Raw genomic sequence first — 24,005 nt, 5'->3', positions numbered from 1 at the left:
GATTCATGACGTAACCCGGTACAGGGGGCGTCCGACGGTGCGCGTCGGCCGGCCCCGGGACCCATGCGCGCACGAAAGGCATTTGGACAGGGGGCGCTGGCCAGATCTTTCGACGCAAGGAGTCTTCACCAAGATGACAACCATCGACTACTCGACGTCCGTCCCGTACCGGGAGGTGACGGACCACAACGGCCGCATGTACCGCGTCGGCGAATCCGATGTCGACCTCATGGGCCGCGGCCGCAAGTGGATGGTCATCCTGCCGTGGATCGGCATGATGGGCATCAGCTCCGCCGAGTACGCGTTCACGTCCGCGGAGGACACCCTCCACGAGGCCCATCTGTGGGACAGCGGACACATCTTCTGGCTGATGGGCGTCTGGGTGTTCTTCCAGGCGGCCGTGGCCTTCCCCGCCGGTCAACTGCGGGAGAGCGGCAGGCTGCCGGCCCGTACGGCGATGATGCTCGGCGCGGTCGGCACCATGCTCGGCTACCTCTCGCTGGCGTACGCGCCCAACGTGCTCGTGGCCTACTTCGGCTTCGGCATGTGCAGCGGTATCGGCGCCGGACTCGTCTACGCGACCTGCGTCAACATGGTCGGCAAGTGGTATCCGGAGCGCAAGGGCGGCAAGACGGGCTTCGTCAACGGCGGTTTCGCCTACGGCTCGGTGCCCTTCGTGTTCCTGTTCACCTCGTACATGGACCTGAGCAACTACCAGACCGTGCTCGCCTGCGTCGGTGTCGGGCTGTGCCTGGTCGTGGCCTCGGCCGGCTGGTTCTTCAAGGACCCGCCGAAGAACTGGTGGCCCGCGCACGTCGATCCGCTGAAGGCCACGGACGACCCGAAGATCCGCCGGGCGCTGGAGAAGAACCCGCCGGCGGTCAAGCAGTACGTCCCGAGGGAGGCCGCCCGGCAGCCCGTGCTGTGGATGATGTGGTTCTGCCTGCTGTGCACCGCCGGCATCAACATCTTCGGCATCGCCTTCCAGGTGCCGTTCGGCAAGGACATGGGCTTCGCGGGCGGGATCGTGGCCACGGCGATGTCCCTGAAGGCCATCGTCAACGGCACCGGCCGCGGTGTCATCGGCTGGATATCCGACCGCTACGGGCGACGCAACACGCTGATCATCGTATGTCTGGTGCTGGGCACGGCCCAGTTCGGCGTGCTGGTCTCCGGCCAGATGGGGAGCATGCCGTTCTTCCTGTTCTGCTCCATGGTCTCCGGCTTCGGCGGCGGGGCGATCTTCCCGCTGTTCGCCGCCATGACCGCGGACTACTTCGGTGAGAACAACAACGCCTCCAACTACGGAATGGTCTACAGCTCGAAGCTCATCTCCGGTCTCGTCGGCTCCGGAGTGGGTGCGATCGTCGTCGACCACTGGGACTACGAGGGCGCGTTCGTCCTGGCCGGCTGCATCGGCCTGGCCTCCGCCGTACTGGCGGTGTTCCTGAAGGCGCCCGGCAGGCCGAAGACGGACCGCCGGGTCTCCCCCAACCCCCAGCCGCTCGGCGAGGAAATGGCCTGACACGTCTGCAAGGAAACGGCCTGACACGGAGGAATTGGCCTGACATGACGGCAGATCCCATCGCGAAGAACAGTTCGTCGAACAGCTCGTCGACCGACCCCGAAGCCGCACACCGTCCCTACCGAGAAGTGACCGACTCCCGCGGTCGCGTCTACCGCGTGGGCGAGACCGACCGGGACATCCTCGGTCACTCCCGCAAGCTCATGGTGTACCTGCCGTGGATCGCCATGATGGCCATCAGTGTCTTCGAGTACGCGTACGGCTCGGCGGAGGACACCCTGTCCCACGCCCACGGCTGGACGCAGAGCAACACCTTCTGGATCCTCAGTGTCTGGGTCTTCTTCCAGGCCGGCATCGCCTTCCCCGCAGGCTGGCTCCGGGAGAAGGGCGTCCTGACGGCCCGTGGAGCCATGTACGTCGGCTCGGGCCTGTGCGCCCTCGGGTTCCTCGCCCTCTCGCACCTCGACAACGTCTGGCTGGCGATCCTCGGCTTCGGTGTCGTCGGAGGCATCGGGGCCGGTCTGGTCTACGCGACCTGCATCAACATGGTCGGCAAGTGGTTCCCCGAACGCCGGGGAGCCAGGACGGGGTTCGTCAACGGCGGGTTCGCGTACGGATCGCTGCCGTTCATCTTCGTCTTCAACTACGGCTTCGACACCGCGAACTACCACCGGGTCCTGGACCTGATCGGCTGCTACATCATGATCGTGGTCCTCGTGTCCGCCTTCTTCTTCAAGGATCCCCCGAAGAACTGGTGGCCCGCCGACATCGATCCGCTGACGTACTCCGGCAACGAGAAGAACACGACGAGCCTGACCAGGAACCCTCCCGCGGTGAAGCAGTACACGCCCAAGGAGGCCATCAGGACCGGGATGCTCCCCCTCATGTGGGTCTCCATCGTGCTGACCGCCGGCGTGTCCATCTTCGGGATCTCCTTCCAGGTCGACTTCGCCAAGGAGGTGGGCTTCGGCCCATTGGTGGCCGCCTCGTCCATGGGTGTCATGGCGGTCATCAACGGCATCGGCCGCGGTGTGGTGGGCTGGCTGTCCGACAAGTGGGGCCGGAAGCCCACCCTGGTGTTCGTCATCGTCGTCCTGGGCCTGGCCCAGTTCGGGGTGATCTGGGCGGGCGACGTGAAGAGCGAGGCGCTGTTCCTGTTCTTCGCCTTCCTCTCCGGCTTCGGCGGCGGCGCGTTCTACCCGCTGTTCGCGGCGCTCACCCCGGACTACTTCGGGGAGAACTACAACGCCTCCAACTACGGGCTGGTGTACAGCGGAAAGCTGGTCAGCGGCCTGTTCGGCGGGGGACTCGGTTCCATGGTGGTCGCGTCCTGGGGATACGACGGGGCGTACGCCCTGGCCGGCGTCGTCTCCATGGTGGCGGCGGGGATCGCCCTGCTGCTGCGGCAGCCGGGTCGCACCACGGACGCCCTGACCGCGGAGCCGCAGCCCGCCGGGTGACGGCACGCGCGCGTGAGGAGGCCCTCCCGACACGTCGGGAGGGCCTCCTCATGTGTACGCGGCCCCGTCAGCACTTCTCGCGCAGCGAGTGGAGGTGCTCGCTGGAGCGGCGCGCGAAGGTGAAGGACTCCGTCGGGTTGTCGTGCTCGGCCTGCCAGTGGTGGGCCAGGCGGTGGCCGCGCAGCCGGGTGACGCCGGAGATGAACCGCTGGTAGTCGATGTCTCCGTCGCCGACGTCGGTCATGCGGTAGCCGTACTGGTTGCCGGGGTCGCTCACGCCGTCCTTCACATGGAAGAGCGGGTAGCGGTCGGGCTGCCTGAGGACGTAGTCGAGGGGCTCGAAGGGCGCCGGTGTGCCGTCGGGCCGCTTCGAGAAGCGGAACTGCCCCGAGTACGCCCAGAAGATGTCCATCTCCAGGTACACGAGCTTGGGGTCGGTCTCGGCGAGCAGCACGTCGTACAGCCGGACCTTCGGGTTGTCGGTGGCGAAGGAGAACTCCTCGGAGTGGTTGTGCTGGTAGAACTTCATGCCGCGTGCCCTGGCCGCCGCGCCGTACGTGTTGAACTCCTCCGCAGCCCGCTTCCAGGCGTCGACGGTGGAGCCGTAGCGGAACGGCCCGGAGGCGGTGCCGATGTGCTTGAGGCCGAGGGCCTGGGCGTCGTCGAGGACCTTGTCCAGGTTCTGGGCGAAGGTGTAGGCGTTCGGGTCGCTGGAGTAGTAGCCGACGTGGCTGCCGATCGGGTTCAGGCCGTTGTTCCTGGCCAGTCGCTTGAGCTGGGCGAGGGTGATGGGGCCCGCCGAGCCCTGGGTGTATCCGGCGAACTCGACCTCGTCGTAGCCGTACTTCTTCAGTTCGGCGAAGACGGGGGCGAAGCCGAGAGTGGAGACCTTGTCGCGCAGGCTGTACAGCTGGATGCCGAGCCGGCCGGGGGGCAGGACGGGACGGCCTCGGCCCGCGGCGGCGGACGCGGTCCCGGTGGCGGCACCGGCGGGGGTCGCGGCGCCGCCCAGCAGCGCGGCGGCGGTGGCGCCCGCGGCCACGCCGAGCATGCCTCGTCTGCTGAGGCGGTGGGTGAGTTCGGGGTCCGTGTGACGGGTGCGGTTCATGCCTGGAACTCCTCGGGTCGGAAGGCGTTGTCAGTGGTGGGTGCTTCACTGATGACCAGTCAGAAGTGACCGGCCGGTGGGAGCGGGGTCGACTTCACATCGGTGGCCGCGATGCGGCGGCCGTCGAAGGCACGGGGGGTGGAGCAGATGAGGAACGGACCGTCGTCGTCGCTCGCCGGGAGGCGGCTGCGGCTGCGGCTGCGGCTGCCCGCGAACAGACCGGTCGTAGTACGTGGACGGGGTGCCCGGCTCCGCGTGGGCGACGAGTTCACCGGAGCGCGGATACGGACTTCGCCGGCGAGGCGGGGGCTCATGGCAGCTCCTTCAGGCCCAGGTCGCTCAACAGGTCCCGGGCGAGGGTGAGTTCGGCGGCGATGCCGTCGGCGAGCTGGGCGCGGGCGCGGGGCCGTAGCTCGGGTGGGAGTGCCTGCCAGGTGTAGGTCTCCACCTCCAGATGCCGGGTGAGGGGGTGGGGGCCGCCGACGAGCCGGGTCAGCGCGGACTTGAGTACGGGGAGTGTGGAGGTGAGGGGTGCGGCGGGGGCCGCGTGGAGGGGAACGTGGAAGTGGGCGCGCCACGGGGAGGCGTCGGGCAGGGCGTCGCCGTGAAGGGCCTCGCCCAGGTCGTCCGTGCCGCGCAGTCCGGCGGCGGTGGCCGTGCGGGTCTGATGCAGGAAGCGGGGTTCGTCGAAGGCGGCGAGGGCTTCGCGGACTTCGGGGAGGTGGGGGTGTTCGGCATGCAGGGCGGCGGAGAGCTGGGATTTGACGACGGGGACGCGGGCCTGCGTGAGCGCGTCCAGGGCGGTGCGCGGGTCCTCGAAGGACGTGGCGAGGTGGCAGGTGTCGACACAGACGCCGATGCGTTGGTGGCCGATCGCGGTGATCGGGGCGATGGCGTCGGCGGTGGTCTCGACGGTGCAGCCGGGTTCCGGTTCCAGGCCGATGCGGATGGAGCGGCCGGTGAGTTCGGCGAGGGCGTCGAGGCGTTCCGCGAGCGTGCCCAGGGCGGTCAGGGCGGTGGCCGCGCGCTCGCTGTCGTAGGCGGTGCGCCAGGCGAGCGGCAGGGTGGAGATGCTGCCTTCGGTGACATCGTCGGGGAGGAGACCGGCGAGGACCCGGGCCAGGTCGGTGGTGTGGGCGAGCCGCTCGGGGTCGGCCCAATCAGGCTTGTAGACGCGGTACTTGACCTCCTCGGCGCCGAAGCCCTCGTACGGGAAGCCGTTGAGGGTGACGACTTCGAGGCCGCGCCGGTCGAGTTCGGCGCGCAGGCCGCGCAGGGCGGAAGGGTCGGTGACCAGGGCGTGGGCGGCGTCCTTCGCCAGCCACAGTCCGATGCCCAGCCGGTCGCGGCCGAGGCGTCGGCGTACGGGTTCGCAGTGGTCGCGGAGTTGAGCGCGGACGCCGTCGAGGGTTTCTGCGGGGTGCACGTTGGTGCAGTAGGCGAGGTGGACGGTGGAGCCGTCGGGATGGCGGAAGCGCATCTGTCACTCCCCGCCGCGCAGGACGGAGTTGCCCTCGTGGGTGGCGTCGGTCGCGTCGACGTCGAGGTCCAGTCGGCCGCTGAGCCCGTAGAAGGCGACCGGGTTGCGCCACAGGACGCGGTCGACGTCGTCCTCGGTGAAGCCCTCCGCCAGCATCAGGTCGCCGACCCTGCGGGTCTTGAGGGGGTCGCTTCTGCCCCAGTCGGCAGCGGAGTTGACCAGTACCCGGTCAAGGCCGTGGTCGCGGAGGATCGCGACCGTCCGTTCCTCGTCCATCTTGGTGTCCGGATAGACCGAGAAGCCGATCCAGCAGCCGCTGTCCTTGGCTTCCTTGACGGTGGTCTCGTTGAGGTGGTCGACCAGGACGTGATCCGGGGACAGCGCGGACTCCTGTACGACGTCGAGGGTGCGGCGCAGGCCGGCGAGCTTGTCGCGGTGCGGGGTGTGGACGAGTGCGGGCAACGCGTGGTCGGCGGCGAGCTGGAGCTGGGCGGCGAAAGCGGCGTCCTCGGCCGGGGTCATCGAGTCGTAGCCGATCTCGCCGACGGCGACGACGCGGTCCTTGGCGAGATACCGGGGCAGTTCGTCGAGGACCGGGGCGAGGCGGGGGTCGTTCGCCTCCTTGGGGTTGAGGGCGATCGTGCAGTGGTGGGCGATGCCGTACTGGGCGGCGCGGAAGGGCTCCCAGCCCAGGAGCGAGTCGAAGTAGTCGAGGAAGGAGGCGGGCGAGGTGCGTGGCTGGCCGAGCCAGAAGGAGGGTTCGACCACGGCACGGACGCCTGCGGTGTACATGGCCCGGTAGTCGTCGGTGGTCCGAGACGTCATGTGGATGTGGGGGTCGAAGATGCGCATCAGGACTCCTTGGCTTCGGGCGCCGTCAGGGCCAGGACGCGGTGCAGGTCCTCGGGGACGGGCCGGCCTGCCGCGGTGCGTTCGGCGGCGTAGTCGTCGAGCATGCGGGCGAGTTCCGTGTCGGCCAGGGCCCGGTGGTGGAGGTCGGCCACCGCGTCGACGGGCACTCCGGTGAACAGGCACTTCAGCACGGCGTGGCGCCAGTTGTGGGCGTCCAGGTGGCGGGCGGCGTACGGGCCGACGGCTGCGGCGACGAGACGGGTGTCGTTGGTGCGCAGGGCGTCCTCGACGAGGGGGAGGGCGTCGGGGCCGGCGACCAGGTGGGGCAGGGCGTGCAGAACGGCTCGGCGTTCGGCGGCGGTGCCCTGTCGGTAGACGCGGGTGAGGGCGTCCGGGCCGGCGTGGGCGGCGTGCAGGATCAGGACGCGTACGGCGTCCGCGTGGTCGGTGCCGCAGCGGCGGCCGGCTTCGGCGAGGCGCAGCTCCCAGGCGGAGATGGGGCCGTGGCTGCCTGGGCGGGCGGCTGCCTCGTTCAGGGCGAGGGCGAACCAGACGCGGGCGGCTTCGCCGAGGTGGGCGGTGACCTGGGTGCGGAGGTCGTCCAGCGGGGTGCGGGAGAGGGGGTCGTCGGCTGCGGGGGTGCCCGGGCCGGGGTGGGGCTGGGTCATGGGGTGCTCCCTTCGGCCGGGGTGGCGGAGTGTCGGGCCGGAGTGGTGAAGGCGGTGGTGGAAGGGGTCGTCGGGGTTGCGGCGATCGACGTGGCGGCATGCTGAGCGGTGGTCTGCGGGGCTTCGGTGGGCCGGGGCGCCGTGGCGGTCGGCTCTGTGGCGTCGGAGTACCCGGCGGGAGGCGCCGTGGTGGTGCGGGCCGCGTCGTGGAGGAAGCGGAGGGAGTGTTCGGCGTGGTGTGGGCCCGCGTGGGAGTGGCGGGGGAGCTCCACGACGGTCAGTCCCTGGTAGCCGGCGTCGGCCAGCGCGGCGAGCACGGGCGGGAAGTCGATCTCTCCGTCGCCGAAGGGAAGGTGTTCATGGATGCCGCGGCGCATGTCCTCGATCTGGACGTGGCGCAGCCAGGGTGCGGTGGCGCGGACGCAGTCGGCGGGAGGGAGTGGTTCGAGGCACTGGCAGTGACCGATGTCGAGGGTGAGGCCGAGGGTCTCCGGGTCGTCGAGTGCGTGGCGGAGGCGGTGGAAGTCGGCGACGGTGGCGAGCAGATGGCCGGGTTCGGGTTCGATCGCGAGCGGGACACCGGCTGTCGTGGCCGCGTCCAGGACCGGGGCGAGGGCTTCGGTCAGGCGGTGCCAGGCGGTGTCCGGGTCCGTGCCGGCGGGGGTGACGCCGCTGAAGCAGTGGACGGCGTGGGCGCCCAGGTCCGCGGCGACTCGTACCGCCCTGAGCAGGAGGTCGACGCGTCGTGAGCGGTCGTCCGGGTCGGGGTCGAGGAGAGAGGGGCCGTGTTTGCGGCGTGCGTCGAGTACGTAGCGGGCGCCGGTTTCCACGGTGACGCCCAGGCCGAGGGCGTTCAGGCGGCGGGCGACCCGTCGGGTGCGGGCGGAGAGGCCCCGGGCGAGTGGGTCGAGGTGCATGTGGTCGAGGGTCAGGCCGACGCCGTCGTAGCCGAGGTCGGCGAGCAGGCCGAGGGCGTCGTCGAGGCGGAGGTCCGTGAGGCCGTTGGTTCCGTAGCCGAAGCGGAGGGGGGTGGTGGAGGAGTCGTGGGGTGCCCTGGGCCGGGCGCGTCCCCGGTTGCCCCGGGCCCGTGTGCCGTCTCCGGGTGCGGCACCGGGTCGGGCGCTCACCGGTGTTCCCCCTCGCCGTCGGACGGTCGCCCGTGCGGGGCCTCCGCCCGAGTGTCCGCGTCCCGGCCCGCGCCCACGCCCACATGTCCCGCCGGACCCGCCGCCACTCCCCCGTACCGCAGCCGCGCCGCGAAACCCACCAGCTCGGCGTACTGCTCCCCCAGCCCCGCCGGGCCGTCGCCCATCGGGTCCTTGAAATAGAAGCCGAGTGCGCCGAGCGGACCGGAGAGGCCTGTTTCGTGGGCGCGGGCGGTGAGTCGGGCCAGGTCGAGGACCAGGGGTGCCGCCAGGGCGGAGTCACAGCCCTGCCAGGTCGTCTGGAGGATCATGCGGCTGCCGAGGAAGCCGTCGAAGGCGATGTGGTCCCAGGCTGTCTTCCAGTCGCCGAGGGACGGGACGTCGTCGATGTGGACCACGCCCTCCGGTGTCGTGCCGAGGGTGTCGGTGAGGACGCGTTCCTTTCCGGCGTTCTTCGCCGCCGCCGCGGAGGGGTCGGCGAGGGATGCTCCGTCTCCCCCGCCGAGGAGGTTGGTGCCCGACCAGGCGTGGACCTCAAGTGCCCGTTGCGTGAACATCGGACCGAGGACCGACCTGAGCAGGGTCTGACCGGTCTTGCCGTCGCGGCCCGCGTAGGGCAGTCCGCTGGTCGCCGCCGCGTGGGCCAGCGCCGGGTGGTGCAGCCCCGTCGACGGTGTGAAGTTGACGTACGGGCAGCCGGCGCGCAGGGCCGCCGCCGCGTACAGCGAGCTGGGCGGGAGTGCGGTGCCGGTCGGGGTGGGCTCCGTGGAGGCGACGTTCACCACCACGGCTCGGGCCAGGTCGTGGCGTCGTACGAAGTCCTCGATGTCTGCGGCGAAGGCGGCCACCAGGTCGTCCGGGGTTCTGGTGGTGTCGCCGGGAGCGGGGCCGCCGGGCCTGATCTCCCGGTCCGCGGCGGCCAGTTCGGAGGTGATCGCCGAGGTGAGGCCGTGCGGCAGGACGCCTGCCGCGGTCAGCGCCTCGGCGCGTTTGGACAGCGGGCAGTCGACGGTGTCGTGGCCGCCGAAGACGAGTGCGGACAGGGGTGGGAGGCCGCAGTCCGTGAACGGGGGTGTTTCGGTGACCATGCCCGTGGGGCGGTGCAGGCCCGCTGTCACGGCGGCGCAGCCCGCGACGACGGTGGTGGCGACGGAGCCGCGGGCGCCGATCAGCCATACCCCCACACGAGTTCGAGGACTTGACGACGACGTGGACATGGGCAGCCTCCTTGTCGTTCACGGTGTTCGCACCCTCCGGCGGCGGGCCGAGAGGGGAGGGAAGGCGGCGGGCGGAGGTCCGGCGTCCCCCGCCCGCCGCCGTTCAGTCGCCCGTGGCGGCCGGGCTCGCCGGCGCGTTCGCGGGCAGTTCCTTGATCCGGATGTCGCGGAAGGACACCTGGTCGTCGGCTCCGTGGTTCTGGATGCCGATATGGCCGTCCCGCAGGCTGCGGGCCGGATCGGTGTTGGTGAAATCGTTGATCCGCACGCCGTTGAGCCAGACGCGGAGTCGTTCGCCCTCCACACGGATCTCGTACGTGTTCCACTCCCCCGGCGGATTCAGCGCGCGGTCGCGCTTCCTCAGGTCGGCGGAGCGGAAGCCGTACACGGCCCCGGTGGTGCGGTCGGGGGCGTCGGTCGCGTCGATCTGGATCTCGTAGCCCTTGTCGACCGCCGACCACGGGTCGTCCGAGGGCGGGAAGCCCACGAACACACCGGAGTTGTCGTCGCCGCGGGTCTTCCAGTCCAGCTTCAGCGAGTAGGCGCCGAAGCTCCGGTCGGCGTACCAGAGCAGGCCCATGCCGCCCGACGACGTCAGCGTGCCGTCGTCGGAGACGGTGAAGGTGCCCGGGCCCGCCTGATTCCACCCTGTCCGGGAGCTGCCGTCGAAGAGCGGCCGGTAGCCGTTCTCCGGGCGGCAGTCCGCCTGGGCCCTGCCGGTGGCCCAGCGCAGGCCGCCCAACAGGTGCTGCCGGAGCGCCGGTTCGGTGTACGCGGACGACAGGTGGCCGACGCCGGTGTAGAAGGAGCGTCCGCCCGCGTAGTTCTGGCACCAGGCGATCGGGTGGTCGCCGTTCATCGTGCCGCCGGTGTACGACGACTCGTCGAGGGAGGCCAGGACGTGCACCGAACTCCGGGGGTTGGAGCGGTAGTTGTACCACTCGTCGGTGCGGTTCCAGTCCGTGCCCAGGGTGGCGGTAGCCGGGTGTGCGCGGTCCTCCACCACCGTCCGGGCCGGCTGGATCGCCGGGTGCCCCTGGAAGTAGGCGCCGACGAGGCCGCCGTAGAACGCCCAGTCGTACTCGGTGTCGGCCGCCGCGTGGATGCCCACATAGCCGCCGCCATGACGGATGTAGCTCTCGAACGATGCCTGTTGACGCTCCGTCAGAACATCGCCGGTCGTCGAGAGGAAGACGACGGCCGCGTACCGGCGGAGGTTCGCCGGGTTGAACGCCGCCGCGTCCTCCGTCGCGTCGACCCGGAAGCCGGCGCCGGCGCCGAGTTCCTTGAGTGCCGTGATGCCGTCAGGGATCGAGTCGTGCCGGAAGGCCGCCGTCTTGGAGAAGACCAGCACCCGGCCAGCCGGCCGTTGTGCGGGCTTGGAGGCGGCCTGCGTCGACATGCTTCCGAGGAGCAGTGCCGTGCCCACAACAGCGGTGATGGCTCGTCCTGTTGATCGCATGGCGCACTCCCCTCAGCCCGTGGTGAAGGAGAAGTCGTCCACCTCGTACAGGTCGCCGCTCGCGGCTCCCTTGAAGACGAGATAGAGCGTGGTCGTGCCCTGCGGGGCGTGGGACAGCCTGGCGGTGACGTCCTGGTAGGTGTCCCAGCCGCCGGTCGCCGGTACGGTCGTACGGCCCAGCACCTTGCCGGTCGGGGAACCCGCGCGGATCTCCAGTCTGCCGCCCGCGCCGGCCGAGGCGACGCGTGCCGTGAGCGACTTGGCATTGCTCAGGACGTACGGCGTGAAGGCGATCCAGTCGCCGTTGTCGATGTCGCCGACCGTCTTGCCGCCGTTCGCGGACTCCCGTGAACTCACTGCTGTGCCGGATGAGTTGTTGAAGTGCTCGGCCTGGCGGTGGGTGGGCTGGATGACGTTCTGGTCATGGGTGGTCAGGGGTGCCTGGCCGCCGCCTCCGAGGTCGGTGTACTGGGCGTCGAAGACCCCGAAGATGTTGGCGTTCGGGTCGTGGCCGCCGTCGGCGCTGGTCTGGATGGTGCCGGAGCAGCCGTTCGCCGAGGTCTGGGGGTGGCCGTGGCTGTCGTGGCCGAGGATGAAGGTGACCTGGACCTTGGTGCAGTCGATGGTCCGGCCGTCCTCGCGGTCGGTGACCCTCACCTTGAACGGGATGGCGTCACCGAATGCGAACAGCTGCCCGTCCTGCGGGAGTTGGAGGACCACCTTGGGTGCGGTGTTGCCGACCACGACCTGGACGCTCGCGCCGCCCGTGCGGCCGGTGGTGTCCTTCGCGGTCACCGTCGCCGTGTACGTCCCGTTCTTCCTGTACGTGTGGGAGGGGTTCGCCGAGGTGGATGTTCCGCCGTCGCCGAAGTCCCAGCTGTAGGTGAGGGCGTCGCCGTCCTGGTCGGTGGTCCCGGCGGAGGAGAACCTCACCTTCAGCGGGGCCTGTCCGGAGGTGACGTCCGCGGCGGCCTGCGCGACCGGGGAGTGGCCGTCGGTGGCGTTCTCGATGCGGTACAGGGCGGAGTGCTCGTCGCCGCCGAACCAGGAGATGCCGTAGTCGAGTACGTACAGCGCGCCGTCCGGCCCGAAGGCCATGTCCATCACCTGGGTGCCGGTCCACGGAATGTCGTTGATGGACTGCACGGTCCCGTCGGCGTCGCTGCTGATCCGCTTGATCCAGCGGCGGCCGAACTCACCGGCGAAGAAGTCGCCGTCGTAGGCCTCCGGGAACTTGACCGGGGAGTCGAGCGAGGCGTCGTAGTGGTAGACCGGGCCGCCCATCGGTGACTCCGAGCCGTCGCCGAACTCCGGTACGGACGGGCCGTTGTAGGGGATCCAGGCGGCCTGCGCCGGGGGAAGGTCGGTGAGGCCGGTGTTGTTGGGCGAGGTGTTCTTCGGGGCGGCACAGTCGAAGGCGGCGCCCGATGTCCCGGTCGCGAAGTCGTAGTCCACGTACGGGTCGTTGGCGCCGGTGCAGTAGGGCCAGCCGAAGTTGCCGGGGCCGGTGACACGGGCGAACTCGACCTGGCCCGCGGGGCCTCGGGCCGGGTCGGCCGCGCCCGCGTCGGGTCCGTACTCGCCGATGTAGATGATGCCGGTCGCTCTGTCGACGCTGAAGCGGAACGGGTTGCGGAAGCCCATCGCGTAGATCTCGGGGCGTGTCCTGTCCGTGCCGGGCGCGAAGAGGTTGCCGTCCGGGACGGCGTAGGAGCCGTCCGCGTTGACCTTGATACGCAGGATCTTGCCGCGCAGGTCGTTGGTGTTGCCGGACGAACGCTGGGCGTCGAAGGCCGGGTTGCGGTTCGCGCGCTCGTCGATGGGCGTGAACCCGTCGGACTGGAAGGGGTTGGTGTCGTCGCCCGTCGACAGGTACAGGTTGCCCGCCGCGTCGAAGTCGATGTCGCCGCCGACATGGCAGCACAGGCCGCGTGAGGCCGGGACGTCGAGGACCTTCGTCTCACTGGCCTTGTTCAGGGTGCCGTCGGCGTTGAGGACGAACCGGGAGAGCCGGTTGACGCCGTCGAAGGGCGCGAAGTCGGCGGCGGTGCCCGTCTCGGGGGCGTCGCCCGCCGGGGTGTTCAACGGGGGTGCGTAGTAGAGGTAGATGAAACGGTTGGAGCTGAACTGCGGGTCCACGCCGATGCCTTGGAGGCCCTCTTCGTCATGGGAGTAGACGTCGAGCTTGCCGGCCAGCCGGGTGTTTCCGGCGGCGTCGGTGATACGGAGTTCGCCGTCGCGCGAGGTGTGCAGGACCGAGCGGTCCGGGAGAACGGCGAGCGACATGGGCTCGCCGACCTCCGGTTCACCCTTGGCCAGGGTGACCTGCTGGAAGTCCTCGGCGGCAGCCGCCGTGGGGGCGGTGGCCGGGTCGGCGACGGCTGCGCCGGCCTGGGGTGCCACCAGGGTCAGTGACGCTCCGGCGAGCAGCGCGCCCGTGAACAGGGCGAGTGCTCTGCGGACTTGGGGGTGTCGTCTGCGACTCGCGATTCTTCCGGTGCGGGTGGGGCCGTCTTTCGCGTGCACGAATGCCTCCAGAATGGAGCTCGTGGTACATGCGGGTGCGATACGCCGGGGTGCGCCGTCACCCCGGAACAGTCAGGAACGACTCAGTCGTTGCTGCCGAACGCCGCGTCGAACGAGGCCGACGGCGGGTCGAAGTCGTACGCCTTGAGGCGGGTCAGTGCCTCGGGGGCGCCCTGGAGCCGGTCCATGCCGGCGTCCTCCCACTCCACGGAGATGGGGCCCCGGTAGTCGATGGAGCGCAGCATGCGGAAGACGTCCTCCCACGGGACGTCGCCGTGGCCTGCCGACACGAAGTCCCAGCCGCGCCTCGGGTCGCCCCAGGGCAGATGCGAGCCGAGGCGGCCGTTGCGGCCGTCGAGCCGCTTGCGGGCCTCCTTGCAGTCGACGTGGTAGATCCGGTCGCGGAAGTCCCACAGGAAGCCGACCGGGTCGAGGTCCTGCCACACGAAGTGCGAGGGGTCGAAGTTCAGTCCGAAGGCGGGCCGGTGGTCAACTGCCTTCAACGCGCGCTGGGTTGTCCAGTAGTCGTAGGCGATCTCGCTCGGGTGGACCTCGTGCGCGAACCGCACGCCCTGGGCGTCGAAGACGTCGAGGATCGGGTTCCAGCGGTCGGCGAAGTCCTGGTAGCCGCGGTCGATCATCGACTCGGGGGCGGGCGGGAACATCGCGACCAGGTGCCAGATCGCCGAGCCGGTGAAGCCGATGACGGTGTCGACGCCGAAGGCGGCGGCGGCCCGCGCGGTGTCGGCGATCTCGGCCGCCGCCCGCTGTCGTACGCCCTCCGCGTCGCCGTCGCCCCAGATACGGGTGGGCAGGATCGCCTGATGCCGTTCGTCGATGATGGCGTCGCAGACGGCCTGGCCGACCAGGTGGTTGGAGATCGCCCAGCACTTGAGGCCGTACTTGTCGAGGAGCTGGTGGCGGCTCGCCAGATAGGAGGGGTCCGCGAGGGCCTTGTCGACCTCGAAGTGGTCGCCCCAGCAGGCGAGTTCGAGCCCGTCGTAGCCGAAGTCACGGGCGAGGCGGCAGACCTCTTCGAGAGGCAGGTCGGCCCACTGGCCGGTGAAGAGTGTGAAGTCGCGCGGCATTCTCGTCGAGCCTCCTCAGACCGTTGTGGATGAGATCGATACGGGTGTGTAGACGGAGTTCTTCTCCGCGCTCTCCTCGACCGCCGCCAGGACGCGTTGCACCTGGAGGCCCTCCGCGAAGGACGGCCGGGGCCGGCTGCCCTCCGCTATCGCGAGGACGAGGTCGCGGGCCTGGTGGACGAAGGAGTGCTCGTAGCCGAGGCCGTGGCCCGGCGGCCACCAGGCGTCCAGATAGGGGTGGTCGGGTTCGGTGACAAGGATGCGGCGGAAGCCCGCGTGCGTGGCGGGTTCGGTGCCGTCGTGGTAGGTGAGCTCGTTGAGGCGTTCCAGGTCGAAGGCCAACGAGCCTCGTTCGCCGTTGAGTTCGATGCGCAGTGCGTTCTTGCGGCCGGTCGCGTACCGGGTGGCCTCGAAGGAGGCGAGGGCGCCCGACTCGAAGCGTCCGGTGAACACGGCGGCGTCGTCCACGGTGACCCGTCCGGTGCCGGCGGTCGCGGTGGCGGTCAGGCCGCTGGTCGGACCGCCGGGCAACGGGCGTTGTCGTACGAAGGTTTCGGTGAGGGCGGAGACTCCGGCAAGGGGCTCGCCCACGAGGTACTGGGCGAGGTCGACGATATGGGCGCCCAGGTCGCCGAGCGCGCCCGACCCGGCCGTCTCCTTGCGCAGTCGCCAGGTGAGCGGGAACTCCGGGTCCACCAGCCAGTCCTGAAGGTACGTCACCCGTACGTGTCGCAGAGTGCCGAGCCTGCCCTCGGCGACCATGGAACGGGCGAGTGCGGTGGCGGGCAGCCGACGGTAGTTGAAGCCGACCATGGCCAACTGGCCGCGCCGCTCGGCCTCTTCGGCCGCCGCAGTCATCATCACGGCTTCCTCGACGGTGTTCGCGAGGGGCTTCTCGCACAGTACGTGTTTGCCCGCGGCGAGGGCGGCGAGGGCGATCTCGGCGTGACTGTCGCCGGGGGTGCAGATGTCGACGAGGTCGACGTCGTCCCGTTCGATCAGGGCACGCCAGTCGGTCTCGGCCGCCGCCCAGCCGTGCTGGTTCGCTGCCGCTCGGACGGCACGGGAGTCTCGGCCGCAGATCGCGGCGAGCGCCGGGCGCCGTGGCAGGTCGAAGACGTGGCCCACGGTGCGCCAGCCCTGGGAGTGGGCTGCGCCCATGAAGGCGTATCCGACCATGCCGATGCCCAGGACCGGCTTTCCGTCCTCGGCGGCGTCTGCCTGCGGCTGTGCCATTCGGAGGTCCTCCTCGTGGTGGGGGTGAGGTCAGCGGGTCGGCGCGGGTTCGTCGTGGCTGGTCGCGCCCACGCGGCGGAGCTGCATATCGATACAGCCCCGCGCCCCTTGAGGGCGCGGCGGAACCGCACGCGTGAAAACCTCGCCCCCTACAGCCCCCGCCGGTCGTCCTACTTGAAGCCGGTCGGCATGTACTGGTCGACGTTGTCCTTGTCGACGACCGCCGAGTAGAGCGTCAGGGAGGACGGGATCTCGAACTCGGAGAGGCCGCTCACCCCCTTGCCCTGGCCCAGCGCCCGGGCCAGGTCGATCGCCGACGCGGCCATCGTGGGCGGATAGAGCACCGTCGCCTTCAGGACACCGTTGTCCTGCTTGATGGCCTGGAAGGCGGAGAGGGCGCCCGCGCCGCCGACCATCAGGAAGTCGTCGCGGCCGGCCTGGTCGATCGCCCGCAGCGCGCCCACGCCCTGGTCGTCGTCGTGGTTCCACAGGGCGTTGAACCTGGGCTGCGCCTGCAGGAGTTGGGCCATCTTGGCCTGGCCCGACTCGACCGTGAACTCGGCGGCCTGGCGGGCCACCTTCTTGATGTTCGGGTAGTTCTTCAACGCGTCGTCGAAGCCCTGGGTGCGCTGCTTGGTCAGTTCCAGGTTGTCGAGGCCGGCGAGTTCGATGACCTTGGCGTCGTCCACGTCCTTGAGCTGTTCGCCGATGTAGTGACCGGCGTTGAGGCCCATGCCGTAGTTGTCGCCGCCTATCCAACAGCGGTACGCCTGCGGGGTGTTGAAGATCCGGTCCAGGTTGACGACCGGGATGCCGGCCCGCATCGCCTTCAGGCCGACCTGGGTGAGCGCCTTGCCGTCGGCGGGCAGGATCACCAGGACGTCGACCTTCTTGTTGATCAGTGTCTCGATCTGGCCGATCTGCGCGGCGGTGTCGTTCGAGCCCTCGGTGATCTCCAGCGTCACGTCGGAGTACTTCTTCGCCCGGTTCTTGGCGTTGTCGTTGATGGCGTTGAGCCAGCCGTGGTCGGCCTGCGGTCCGGCGAAGCCGATGGTGACGGCCTTCCCGGGGGTGTCGGCGGCGGCCGGCTGGTTGTCGCTCGCGGCGGGCTCGTCGCTGGGGTCGTTGCTGGTGCAACCGGCGAGCAGGACTCCCGCCCCGACGGCGGCGGTCCCGAAGAGGAGTCCTCTGCGGCTTGCGAAAGGAGTCGGCTCTGGCATGGCGGTGAACCCTTCCCTCAGGTCGTGCTTGCGGTACGGCGCTGGACGAGCACGGCGGCGACGATGATCGCGCCCTTGGCGATCTGCTGCACATCGCTCTGCAGGTTGTTCAGGGCGAAGATGTTGGTGATGGTGATGAAGATCAGGACGCCCAGGACGGAGCCGACGATGGTGCCGCGACCCCCGCTGAGCAGGGTGCCGCCGATGATCGCGGCGGCGATGGCGTCGAGCTCGTACAGGTTGCCGTTGGTGTTCTGGCCCGAGCCGGTCAGGATGATCAGCAGGAAGGCGGCGATCCCGCAGCACAGTCCGGACAGGAGGTAGAGGTAGAGGCGCTGGCGGCGTACGTCGATGCCGGCCAGGCGGGCCGCCTCCGCGTTGCCGCCCACGGCGACCGTGCGGCGGCCGAAGGTGGTGCGGTTCAGGATCAGCCAGCCGAGGATCGTCACTACCGCGAAGACCATGACCAGCGGCGGGATGCCGAGGATGTACGCGTCACGCTCGCCGAGGTCGAGAACGCTGTCGATCGTGACGATCTGTGTCGCGCCGTCCGTGATCTGGAGGGCGAGTCCGCGCGCCGAGGCCAGCATGGCGAGCGTGGCGATGAACGGGACCATCCCGCCGTACGCGATGAGCAGGCCGTTGACCAGTCCGCAGGCCACTCCGACGAGCACCGCGGTGAAGAGGATGCCCGCGAATCCGTACTCCTGGGTGGCGACGGTGGTCGCCCACACGGAGGAGAGGGCGACGATCGCGCCGACCGACAGGTCGATGCCGCCCGACATGATGACGAAGGTCATGCCGACGGTGACGACACCGATCACCGAGGCCTGGGTGAGGACGAGTTGGAGGTTGCGGGTGTCGAGGAACTCGTCGGGCTTGGTGATGCCGCCGACGACGATCAGCGCGGCGAGCACGCCGAGGAGGGAGAGGGTGCGGACGTCGGCGCGGGCCACCATGGTCCGCCAGGCCGGGAGTTGACCGGCCGACGGGATCTTGTCGGTGCTGTCGCGCGGCGGGGACACGGGTTGCGTCATGATGCGGGGCCCCTTTCACCGGCCGCAGAGCTGCCGGCCGCAGAGGATGCGCTGGCCACAGGGGCTCCTTCCATCACGAGGTCGAGCACGCGGTGTTCGTCGAGTTCGCGGGCGGGTGCCGTGTGGACGACCTGGCCCTCGCGCAGGACCAGGACACGGTCGGCGAGGCCGAGCACCTCGGGCACTTCGCTGGAGACCAGCAGGACGGCGAGGCCCTCGTCGGCTAGGCGGCGGATCACCGCGTACAGCTCGGCGCGGGCTCCGACGTCGACGCCCCGGGTGGGTTCGTCGAGCAGCAGGACACGGCAGCCGCGCAGCAGCCAGCGGGCGAGGACCGCCTTCTGCTGGTTGCCGCCGGAGAGGGTGCGGACGGGTACGGAGGGGTTGTCGGGCCGTAGCGACAGCTCGCGGGTGGCGGCGCGGGCGGCGCCCAGTTCGGCGCCCCGGTCGATCCAACCGCCGTGTGCGAAGCGGGAGATGGAGGAGACCGACACATTGCGGGTGACGGACTCCAGCATCAGCAGGGCCTGCGCCTTGCGTTCCTCGGGGGCGAGCCCGAGCCCGGCGCGCACTGCGGCGCGTACGCTGCCGGGCCTCAACGCCTTTCCGTCGACGATGACTTGACCGGCGGTCGGTCTGCGGGCGCCGTAGATCGTCTCCAGGATCTCCGAGCGTCCGGACCCGACCAGTCCGGCGAGGCCGACGATCTCGCCGGGGCGGACGGTGAGGTCGACGGGCGCGAACTCGCCTTGCCTGGCCAGCCCCTGGACTTCGAGGACCGGTACGGCGCCCACGTCCTGTGGTGTCGTGCGGCGCTCCGGGAACACGTACTCGACGTTCCGGCCGGTCATCAGGGCGACGACCTCGCGGGTCGGCGTGGACTTGGCGGGGAGTCCGCCGGCCACCGCGCGGCCGTCCTTGAGCACGGTCACGCGGTCGCCGATGCGGCGGATCTCCTCCAGCCGGTGCGAGATGTAGACGACGGCGACCCCGTCGGCGGTCAGGTCGCCGACGATCCGGAAGAGGTTGTCGACCTCCTCCGGGTCGAGCGCGGCGGAGGGCTCGTCCATGACGATCAGCCGTACGTCGTGGGAGAGTGCCCGCGCCATCGACACGATCTGCTGCTGCGCCGCCGACAACTCCCCGACCAGGCGCCCGGGATCGACCTCCGGGTGCCCGAGTCGCTTGAGCAGTGCGGCAGTCGACGCCTTGGCCGCCTTTCCCCGTACGACGAATCCGGCGGCCGTGGGTTCATGGCCGAGGTGGACGTTCTCGGCCACCGACAGATGCTCCACCAGGTCGAGTTCCTGGTAGATGGTGGCGATGCCGAGACGCATGGCGGCGATGGGCGAGCGCAGGGTGACCGGCTCGCCGCGCCAGCTGATCGTGCCGTCGTCGGGCTGGTGGGCGCCGGCCAGGACCTTGATGAGGGTGGACTTCCCGGCGCCGTTCTGGCCGAGCAGACAGTGCACTTCGCCGGCCTGGACGTCGAGGTCGACGCCGTCGAGGGCGCGGACTCCGGGGAACGACTTGGTGATGCCGGACATGCTGAGCAGCGGTGGTTCTGGTGCCATGACGGTTCCCCTTGGCGGGCGTGCGGGCCGGTTGCAGGGTGGATCGCTTGCTGGGCAGGCGTTTGCGCAGGGCAGAGCAGGGCGCTGTGCTGGTGGTGTGCGTCGGGTGACGTGGGTACGGAGTCGTCTTACGCGGGTGAGAACAGGTGGTCGCTGATGAGGCGGGCCGCGCCGATGACTCCGGCGGTGGGGCCCAACTCCCCCAGGACGATGGGCAGGTTGCCCGTGGCCAGTGGCAGCGACTGGCGGTAGACCTGGGTTCTGATCGCGGCGAGCAGGGTGTGGCCGAGGCCGGTCACCCCGCCGCCGATCACCACCAGGCCGGGGTTGAAGAAGCTGACCAGACCGGCGATGACCTGGCCGGTGCGGTTGCCGCCCTCGCGGATCAGGTCGAGCGAGGTGGCGTCCCCGGCGGCAGCGGCGGCGGCGACGTCGACGGCGCTCAGGGCGCCGCTCGCCTCCCACCGGGCCGCGAGTTCCGCCGAACGTCCTTGTTGGGCCGCCTCTTTGGCGTCGCGGGCGAGAGCGGCGCCGCTGAAGTGGGCTTCCAGGCAGCCCCGGTTGCCGCAGGCGCAGGGGCGCCCGTCGGGTACCGCCTGGATGTGACCGATGTCGCCGGCGCTGCCGGTGACACCGCGGTGGACCTCACCGCCGACGACGATGCCGCAGCCGATACCGGTGCCGATCTTGACGCAGAGGAAGTCGCCCACGGAACGGGCGACGCCCGCGTGCTGCTCCCCCATCGCCATCAGGTTCACGTCGTTGTCGACCATCACCGGGCAGCCCAGCTCCTGGCTGAGCGCCTCCCGTACGGGGAAGCCGTCCCAGCCGGGCATGATCGGCGGAGCGACCGGTACGCCTTCGGGGAAGCGGACCGGACCGGGGACGCCGATTCCGGCGCCGTCGAACCCCTCCGCGAGCCCGGAGGCTCTCAACTTGGCCGCCATGGACAGGACTTGCTCGAAGACCGCGACCGGGCCCTCGCGGACGTCCATGGGCTGGTTGAGGTGTCCCAGCACTTCCAGTTCGGCGTTGGTGACCGCGATGTCGATCGAGGTCGCGCCGATGTCGACGCCGAGGAAGCGCAGGGCGGGGGCGAGCCGGATGTTGTGGGAGCGGCGACCGCCTCGCGAGGCGGCGAGTCCGTCGGCCACGATCAGGCCCGTCTCCAGGAGCCGGTCCACCTCCACGGCCAGCTTGGACCGCGACAGGTCGACCTGGTCCCCCAGCTGGGCCCGGGAGTTGGGCCCGCCGTCACGCAACAGGCGCAGCAGCCGGGCCTGATGGGCGTTCGCGGGTCGAGCTGTCATACGTCTCACAAGCCCCTCCCCGCCTAGTCAGGCACCAACCGGCCACTGTTTCCGGCCACTTCGCCGGGCTTTCGAGTGGAACGTAGCAGTGACTGCCGGGGCCGGGAAGAAGGTGAGCACAGATTGGCGCTTACTTCTTCCACTGAGAGGACAAAGAAGAGGGCGCCGTGAAGGCGCCCTGGGTGGACCGCAGATGGCCCACCCGTCCATGGTGAGCCCGTGGGCCCGCCCCGCTCACGGGCAGCGGACGACCTGCCCGGCGTACGAGAGGTTGCCGCCGAAGCCGAACAGCAGGACCGGGTCGCCCTTGGAGATCTCGCCGCGCTCGACCAGCTTCGAGAAGGCGAGCGGGATGCTGGCGGCCGAGGTGTTGCCGGACTCGACGACATCGCGTGCCACGACGGCGTTCACCGCGCCGATCTTCGCCGCCAGCGGTTCGATGATGCGCAGGTTGGCCTGGTGCAGAACGACACCGGCGAGTTCCTCGGGGGTCAGGCCCGCGCGCTCGCAGGCCTGGCGGGCGATGCGCGGCAGCTGGGTGGTGGCCCAGCGGTAGACGCTCTGCCCCTCCTGCGCGAACCGCGGGGGCGTGCCCTCGATCCGTACCGCGTGCCCCATCTCGGGCACCGAGCCCCACAGCACGGGCCCAATACCGGCGGGTCCCCCCGCGTCCGCCGGACAGGCTTCGACGACCGCCGCGCCCGCCCCGTCCCCGACGAGCACGCAGGTCGTACGGTCGGTCCAGTCCGTCACGGCGGACATCTTGTCGGCGCCGATGACGAGGGCCCGTACGGATCCCCCGGCCCGTACGGCGTGGTCGGCCGTGGCCAGGGCGTGGGTGAAGCCGGCGCACACGACGTTGAGGTCCATGGTGGCCGCCGAGGGGATGCCGATCCTGTTGGCGACCCGGGCGGCCATGTTCGGGGAGCGGTCGATGGCGGTCGAGGTGGCGACGAGGACAAGGTCGATGTCGCTCGCTGCCAGTCCCGCCGCCGCGAGCGCCTTGGCGGCGGCGTGCGCGGCCAGCTCGTCGACGGGCTCGTCGGGACCGGCGATGTGGCGCGTACGGATGCCCACCCGGCTTCTGATCCACTCGTCGTTGGTGTCGACCAGGCCCGCCAGATCCTCGTTGGTGAGCACCTTGGCGGGCTGGTAGTGACCGACGGCGGCGATGCGCGAGCCGTTCATGGGTGGGTCCCCCTTGCTGCTTTTCGGTAGCGGGATCCACCAGTCTGATCAGTGACTCACCAGTACGACGGCACGCGATGCCACAGGATTAGCGCGGCAGGGTTGTCGGCTTCCATCAGAGCGCAGAGTGTCCGAACACCTACCCCGTGAACAGCTGTGTCGCCTTCTGCACCAGCTCATACACGCCGTAGCAGAGCGGCGCCCCCACCCACAGCCAGGCGAACGCGATCAGGGGCCGGCGGTCGGGCGGCGGGCCCGCACCCTCAGACGGACTGCTCTCGCTGGACATCGGCGGCCTCCTTCGGTGCGGGGATGTGATGGCGGGGGTCGACGGGGCGGACGAGTTCGTTGGCGACGAAGCCGACGGCGAGCAGTCCGATCATGATGTAGAAGGACAGCCCGTAGAGTGCCGAGCCGTGTTTGCCGGCCTCCTCCTGCCGGTCGGCGATCCAGTTGACGATCAGCGGGCCGAGAACACCGGCCGTGGACCAGGCGGTGAGCAGCCGCCCGTGGATCGCGCCGACCTGGTAGGTCCCGAAGAGGTCCTTCAGATAGGCGGGGACGGTGGCGAAGCCGCCGCCGTAGAAGGAGAGGATCACCAGGGCGCACAGGATGAACAGCGGCTTGGAGGAGTCCCCGAACCAGGCGATCGACGCGTACATCAGCGCCCCCACACCGAGGTAGACGCGGTAGATGTTCTTGCGGCCGATCAGGTCGGAGGTGGAGGACCAGCCGATCCGGCCCGCCATGTTGGCCGCCGACAGCAGCGCGACGAAACCGGCCGCCGCCGACACCGAGACAGGGGTGGAGCTGTCCGCGAAGAAGTCCTTGATCATCGGCGCGGCCTTCTCCAGGATGCCGATGCCCGCGGTCACGTTCATACAGAGGATGACCCACAGGCACCAGAACTGCGGGGTCCGCACGGCGCTGCGCGCTGAGACCTGGACGCCCGAGAGGGCGCTCGGCCCGCTCGCGCCGCCGCCGATGGGCTTCTCACCGCGCGGCACCCGCACCAGGAGCACCCCGAGCGACATGAACACGGCGTACGACAGTCCGTGCACGAGGAAGGCGAGCGCGATCCCGGAGCTGTCGGAGCCGAACGACTCCAGCATCTGCGCCGACCAGGGCGAGGCGATGAGCGCACCGCCGCCGAAACCCATGATCGCGATGCCGGTGGCCATGCCGGGCCGGTCCGGGAACCACTTGATCAGGGTGGAGACGGGCGAGATGTACCCGATGCCGAGGCCGATGCCGCCGACGAAGCCGTAGCCGAAGACGATCAGCCAGTACTGCTCGGTGGCGGCGCCGAGCGAGGCGAGCAGGAAGCCGGAGGAGAAGCAGACCAGGGCGACGGTCATGGCCCAGCGGGGCCCGTTGCGCTCTACGAGGGTGCCGCCGAACGCGGCGGACAGGCCGAGCATCACGATGCCGAGCTGGAAGGGCAGCGCGCTCTGGGTGCCGCTGAGGCCGAGCGCGGATTCCAGCGGCGGCTTGAAGACGCTCCAGGCGTAGGCCTGACCGATGGAGAGATGGACCGAGAGGGCGGCCGGGGGTACGAGCCAGCGGCTCCAGCCGGGGGGCGCGATGGGGGGACTCATGATCCCGGACGATAGGAACCGGCCGCGCGGTTGGGAAGGCGGCCGGTCGAACTCGCCGACCGTATGCGGTGAACGGTATCCGGGCTGCGCCGAACGGTCGTTCGGACCGGACGAACGGTATCCCGGCCACACCGGGCGTCGCTTCCGAGCCACGTGCGTTCCGTACCCACCTGTGCCGCATCCCTTGCCGACCCGAGGTCCATACTGTAGACAATATGTCGTCAACCTGTTCCCCTGCGGCAACAGAGCTCCCTGCACCTCGGGGCCACCTGCGCGTGCAGGACAATGAGAACGAGAAGGTCACTTACCAG

The 24,005-nt window shown here is 70.0% G+C and carries 20 protein-coding genes; 2 read left to right on the top strand and 18 right to left on the bottom strand.

What is annotated here, in order from left to right; all coding sequences use genetic code 11:
• Positions 1-133: 133 nt before the first annotated feature.
• Positions 134-1,525 carry an OFA family MFS transporter gene (locus OHN74_RS35985; protein WP_327698743.1) on the top strand — a complete coding sequence of 464 codons (1,392 nt, stop codon included), beginning with the start codon at positions 134-136 and terminating at the stop codon, positions 1,523-1,525.
• Between the two features lie 44 nt (positions 1,526-1,569).
• The gene (locus tag OHN74_RS35980; protein ID WP_327698742.1) at positions 1,570-2,985 is read left to right on the top strand and encodes an OFA family MFS transporter; all 1,416 of its coding nucleotides are present in this window, start codon (positions 1,570-1,572) and stop codon (positions 2,983-2,985) included.
• Positions 2,986-3,052: 67 nt separating this feature from the next.
• Here OHN74_RS35980 and OHN74_RS35975 read toward each other — a convergent pair whose 3' ends face one another.
• The 18 genes from OHN74_RS35975 to OHN74_RS35890 form a co-directional block, all read right to left on the bottom strand.
• The gene (locus tag OHN74_RS35975) at positions 3,053-4,093 is read right to left on the bottom strand and encodes a sugar phosphate isomerase/epimerase family protein (protein ID WP_327698741.1); all 1,041 of its coding nucleotides are present in this window, start codon (positions 4,091-4,093) and stop codon (positions 3,053-3,055) included.
• A gap of 59 nt (positions 4,094-4,152) precedes the next feature.
• Complete coding sequence (locus OHN74_RS35970) at positions 4,153-4,407, bottom strand: hypothetical protein (RefSeq protein ID WP_327700478.1); 255 nt, start codon at positions 4,405-4,407, stop codon at positions 4,153-4,155.
• A complete protein-coding gene (gene eboE / locus OHN74_RS35965; protein WP_327698740.1) occupies positions 4,404-5,573 on the bottom strand; it encodes a metabolite traffic protein EboE in 1,170 nt (389 codons plus the stop codon). The genes OHN74_RS35970 and eboE overlap by 4 nt, the downstream gene beginning before the upstream one ends.
• Before the next feature lie 3 nt (positions 5,574-5,576).
• Positions 5,577-6,425: a TatD family hydrolase gene (locus tag OHN74_RS35960; RefSeq protein WP_327698739.1), complete on the bottom strand. Its 849-nt coding sequence runs from the start codon at positions 6,423-6,425 to the stop codon at positions 5,577-5,579.
• A complete protein-coding gene (locus OHN74_RS35955; RefSeq protein WP_327698738.1) occupies positions 6,425-7,093 on the bottom strand; it encodes an EboA domain-containing protein in 669 nt (222 codons plus the stop codon). The genes OHN74_RS35960 and OHN74_RS35955 overlap by 1 nt, the downstream gene beginning before the upstream one ends.
• Positions 7,090-8,220, bottom strand: coding sequence for a sugar phosphate isomerase/epimerase family protein (locus OHN74_RS35950; protein ID WP_327698737.1), 1,131 nt, complete (start codon positions 8,218-8,220; stop codon positions 7,090-7,092). Before OHN74_RS35950 ends, OHN74_RS35955 begins: the two co-directional genes overlap by 4 nt.
• On the bottom strand, positions 8,217-9,455 hold the full coding sequence (locus OHN74_RS35945; RefSeq protein WP_327698736.1) for an inositol-3-phosphate synthase: 1,239 nt from the start codon (positions 9,453-9,455) through the stop codon (positions 8,217-8,219). Before OHN74_RS35945 ends, OHN74_RS35950 begins: the two co-directional genes overlap by 4 nt.
• A 103-nt stretch (positions 9,456-9,558) precedes the next feature.
• The gene (locus OHN74_RS35940; protein WP_327698735.1) at positions 9,559-10,917 is read right to left on the bottom strand and encodes a ThuA domain-containing protein; all 1,359 of its coding nucleotides are present in this window, start codon (positions 10,915-10,917) and stop codon (positions 9,559-9,561) included.
• Between the two features lie 12 nt (positions 10,918-10,929).
• The gene (locus OHN74_RS35935) at positions 10,930-13,443 is read right to left on the bottom strand and encodes a PQQ-dependent sugar dehydrogenase (protein WP_327698734.1); all 2,514 of its coding nucleotides are present in this window, start codon (positions 13,441-13,443) and stop codon (positions 10,930-10,932) included.
• Positions 13,444-13,526: 83 nt separating this feature from the next.
• Positions 13,527-14,531: a sugar phosphate isomerase/epimerase family protein gene (locus tag OHN74_RS35930; RefSeq protein ID WP_327698733.1), complete on the bottom strand. Its 1,005-nt coding sequence runs from the start codon at positions 14,529-14,531 to the stop codon at positions 13,527-13,529.
• A gap of 15 nt (positions 14,532-14,546) precedes the next feature.
• On the bottom strand, positions 14,547-15,767 hold the full coding sequence (locus OHN74_RS35925) for a Gfo/Idh/MocA family protein (RefSeq protein WP_327698732.1): 1,221 nt from the start codon (positions 15,765-15,767) through the stop codon (positions 14,547-14,549).
• Between the two features lie 170 nt (positions 15,768-15,937).
• A complete protein-coding gene (locus tag OHN74_RS35920) occupies positions 15,938-16,987 on the bottom strand; it encodes a substrate-binding domain-containing protein (RefSeq protein WP_327698731.1) in 1,050 nt (349 codons plus the stop codon).
• 17 nt (positions 16,988-17,004) lie between these two features.
• Entirely contained in the window at positions 17,005-18,024 is a 1,020-nt protein-coding gene (locus tag OHN74_RS35915) for an ABC transporter permease (RefSeq protein ID WP_327698730.1), read from the bottom strand.
• Positions 18,021-19,598, bottom strand: coding sequence for a sugar ABC transporter ATP-binding protein (locus OHN74_RS35910; RefSeq protein ID WP_327698729.1), 1,578 nt, complete (start codon positions 19,596-19,598; stop codon positions 18,021-18,023). The genes OHN74_RS35915 and OHN74_RS35910 overlap by 4 nt, the downstream gene beginning before the upstream one ends.
• A gap of 128 nt (positions 19,599-19,726) precedes the next feature.
• Positions 19,727-20,908 (bottom strand): ROK family transcriptional regulator, encoded by a 1,182-nt coding sequence (locus tag OHN74_RS35905; protein ID WP_327698728.1) that lies wholly within the window; start codon positions 20,906-20,908, stop codon positions 19,727-19,729.
• A gap of 234 nt (positions 20,909-21,142) precedes the next feature.
• A complete protein-coding gene (locus OHN74_RS35900; protein ID WP_327698727.1) occupies positions 21,143-22,096 on the bottom strand; it encodes a beta-ketoacyl-ACP synthase III in 954 nt (317 codons plus the stop codon).
• A 139-nt stretch (positions 22,097-22,235) separates the two neighbouring features.
• Positions 22,236-22,385: an MFS transporter small subunit gene (locus tag OHN74_RS35895; RefSeq protein WP_327698726.1), complete on the bottom strand. Its 150-nt coding sequence runs from the start codon at positions 22,383-22,385 to the stop codon at positions 22,236-22,238.
• Positions 22,360-23,694, bottom strand: coding sequence for an OFA family MFS transporter (locus tag OHN74_RS35890; protein ID WP_327698725.1), 1,335 nt, complete (start codon positions 23,692-23,694; stop codon positions 22,360-22,362). Before OHN74_RS35890 ends, OHN74_RS35895 begins: the two co-directional genes overlap by 26 nt.
• Positions 23,695-24,005: the final 311 nt, after the last annotated feature.

The organism is Streptomyces sp. NBC_00459 (genome assembly GCF_036013955.1).
In the GTDB taxonomy this organism is placed as follows: Bacteria; Actinomycetota; Actinomycetes; order Streptomycetales; family Streptomycetaceae; genus Streptomyces.
Note: the sequence above shows the minus strand (reverse complement) of the source record. Positions and strands in the feature narration are given on the sequence as shown.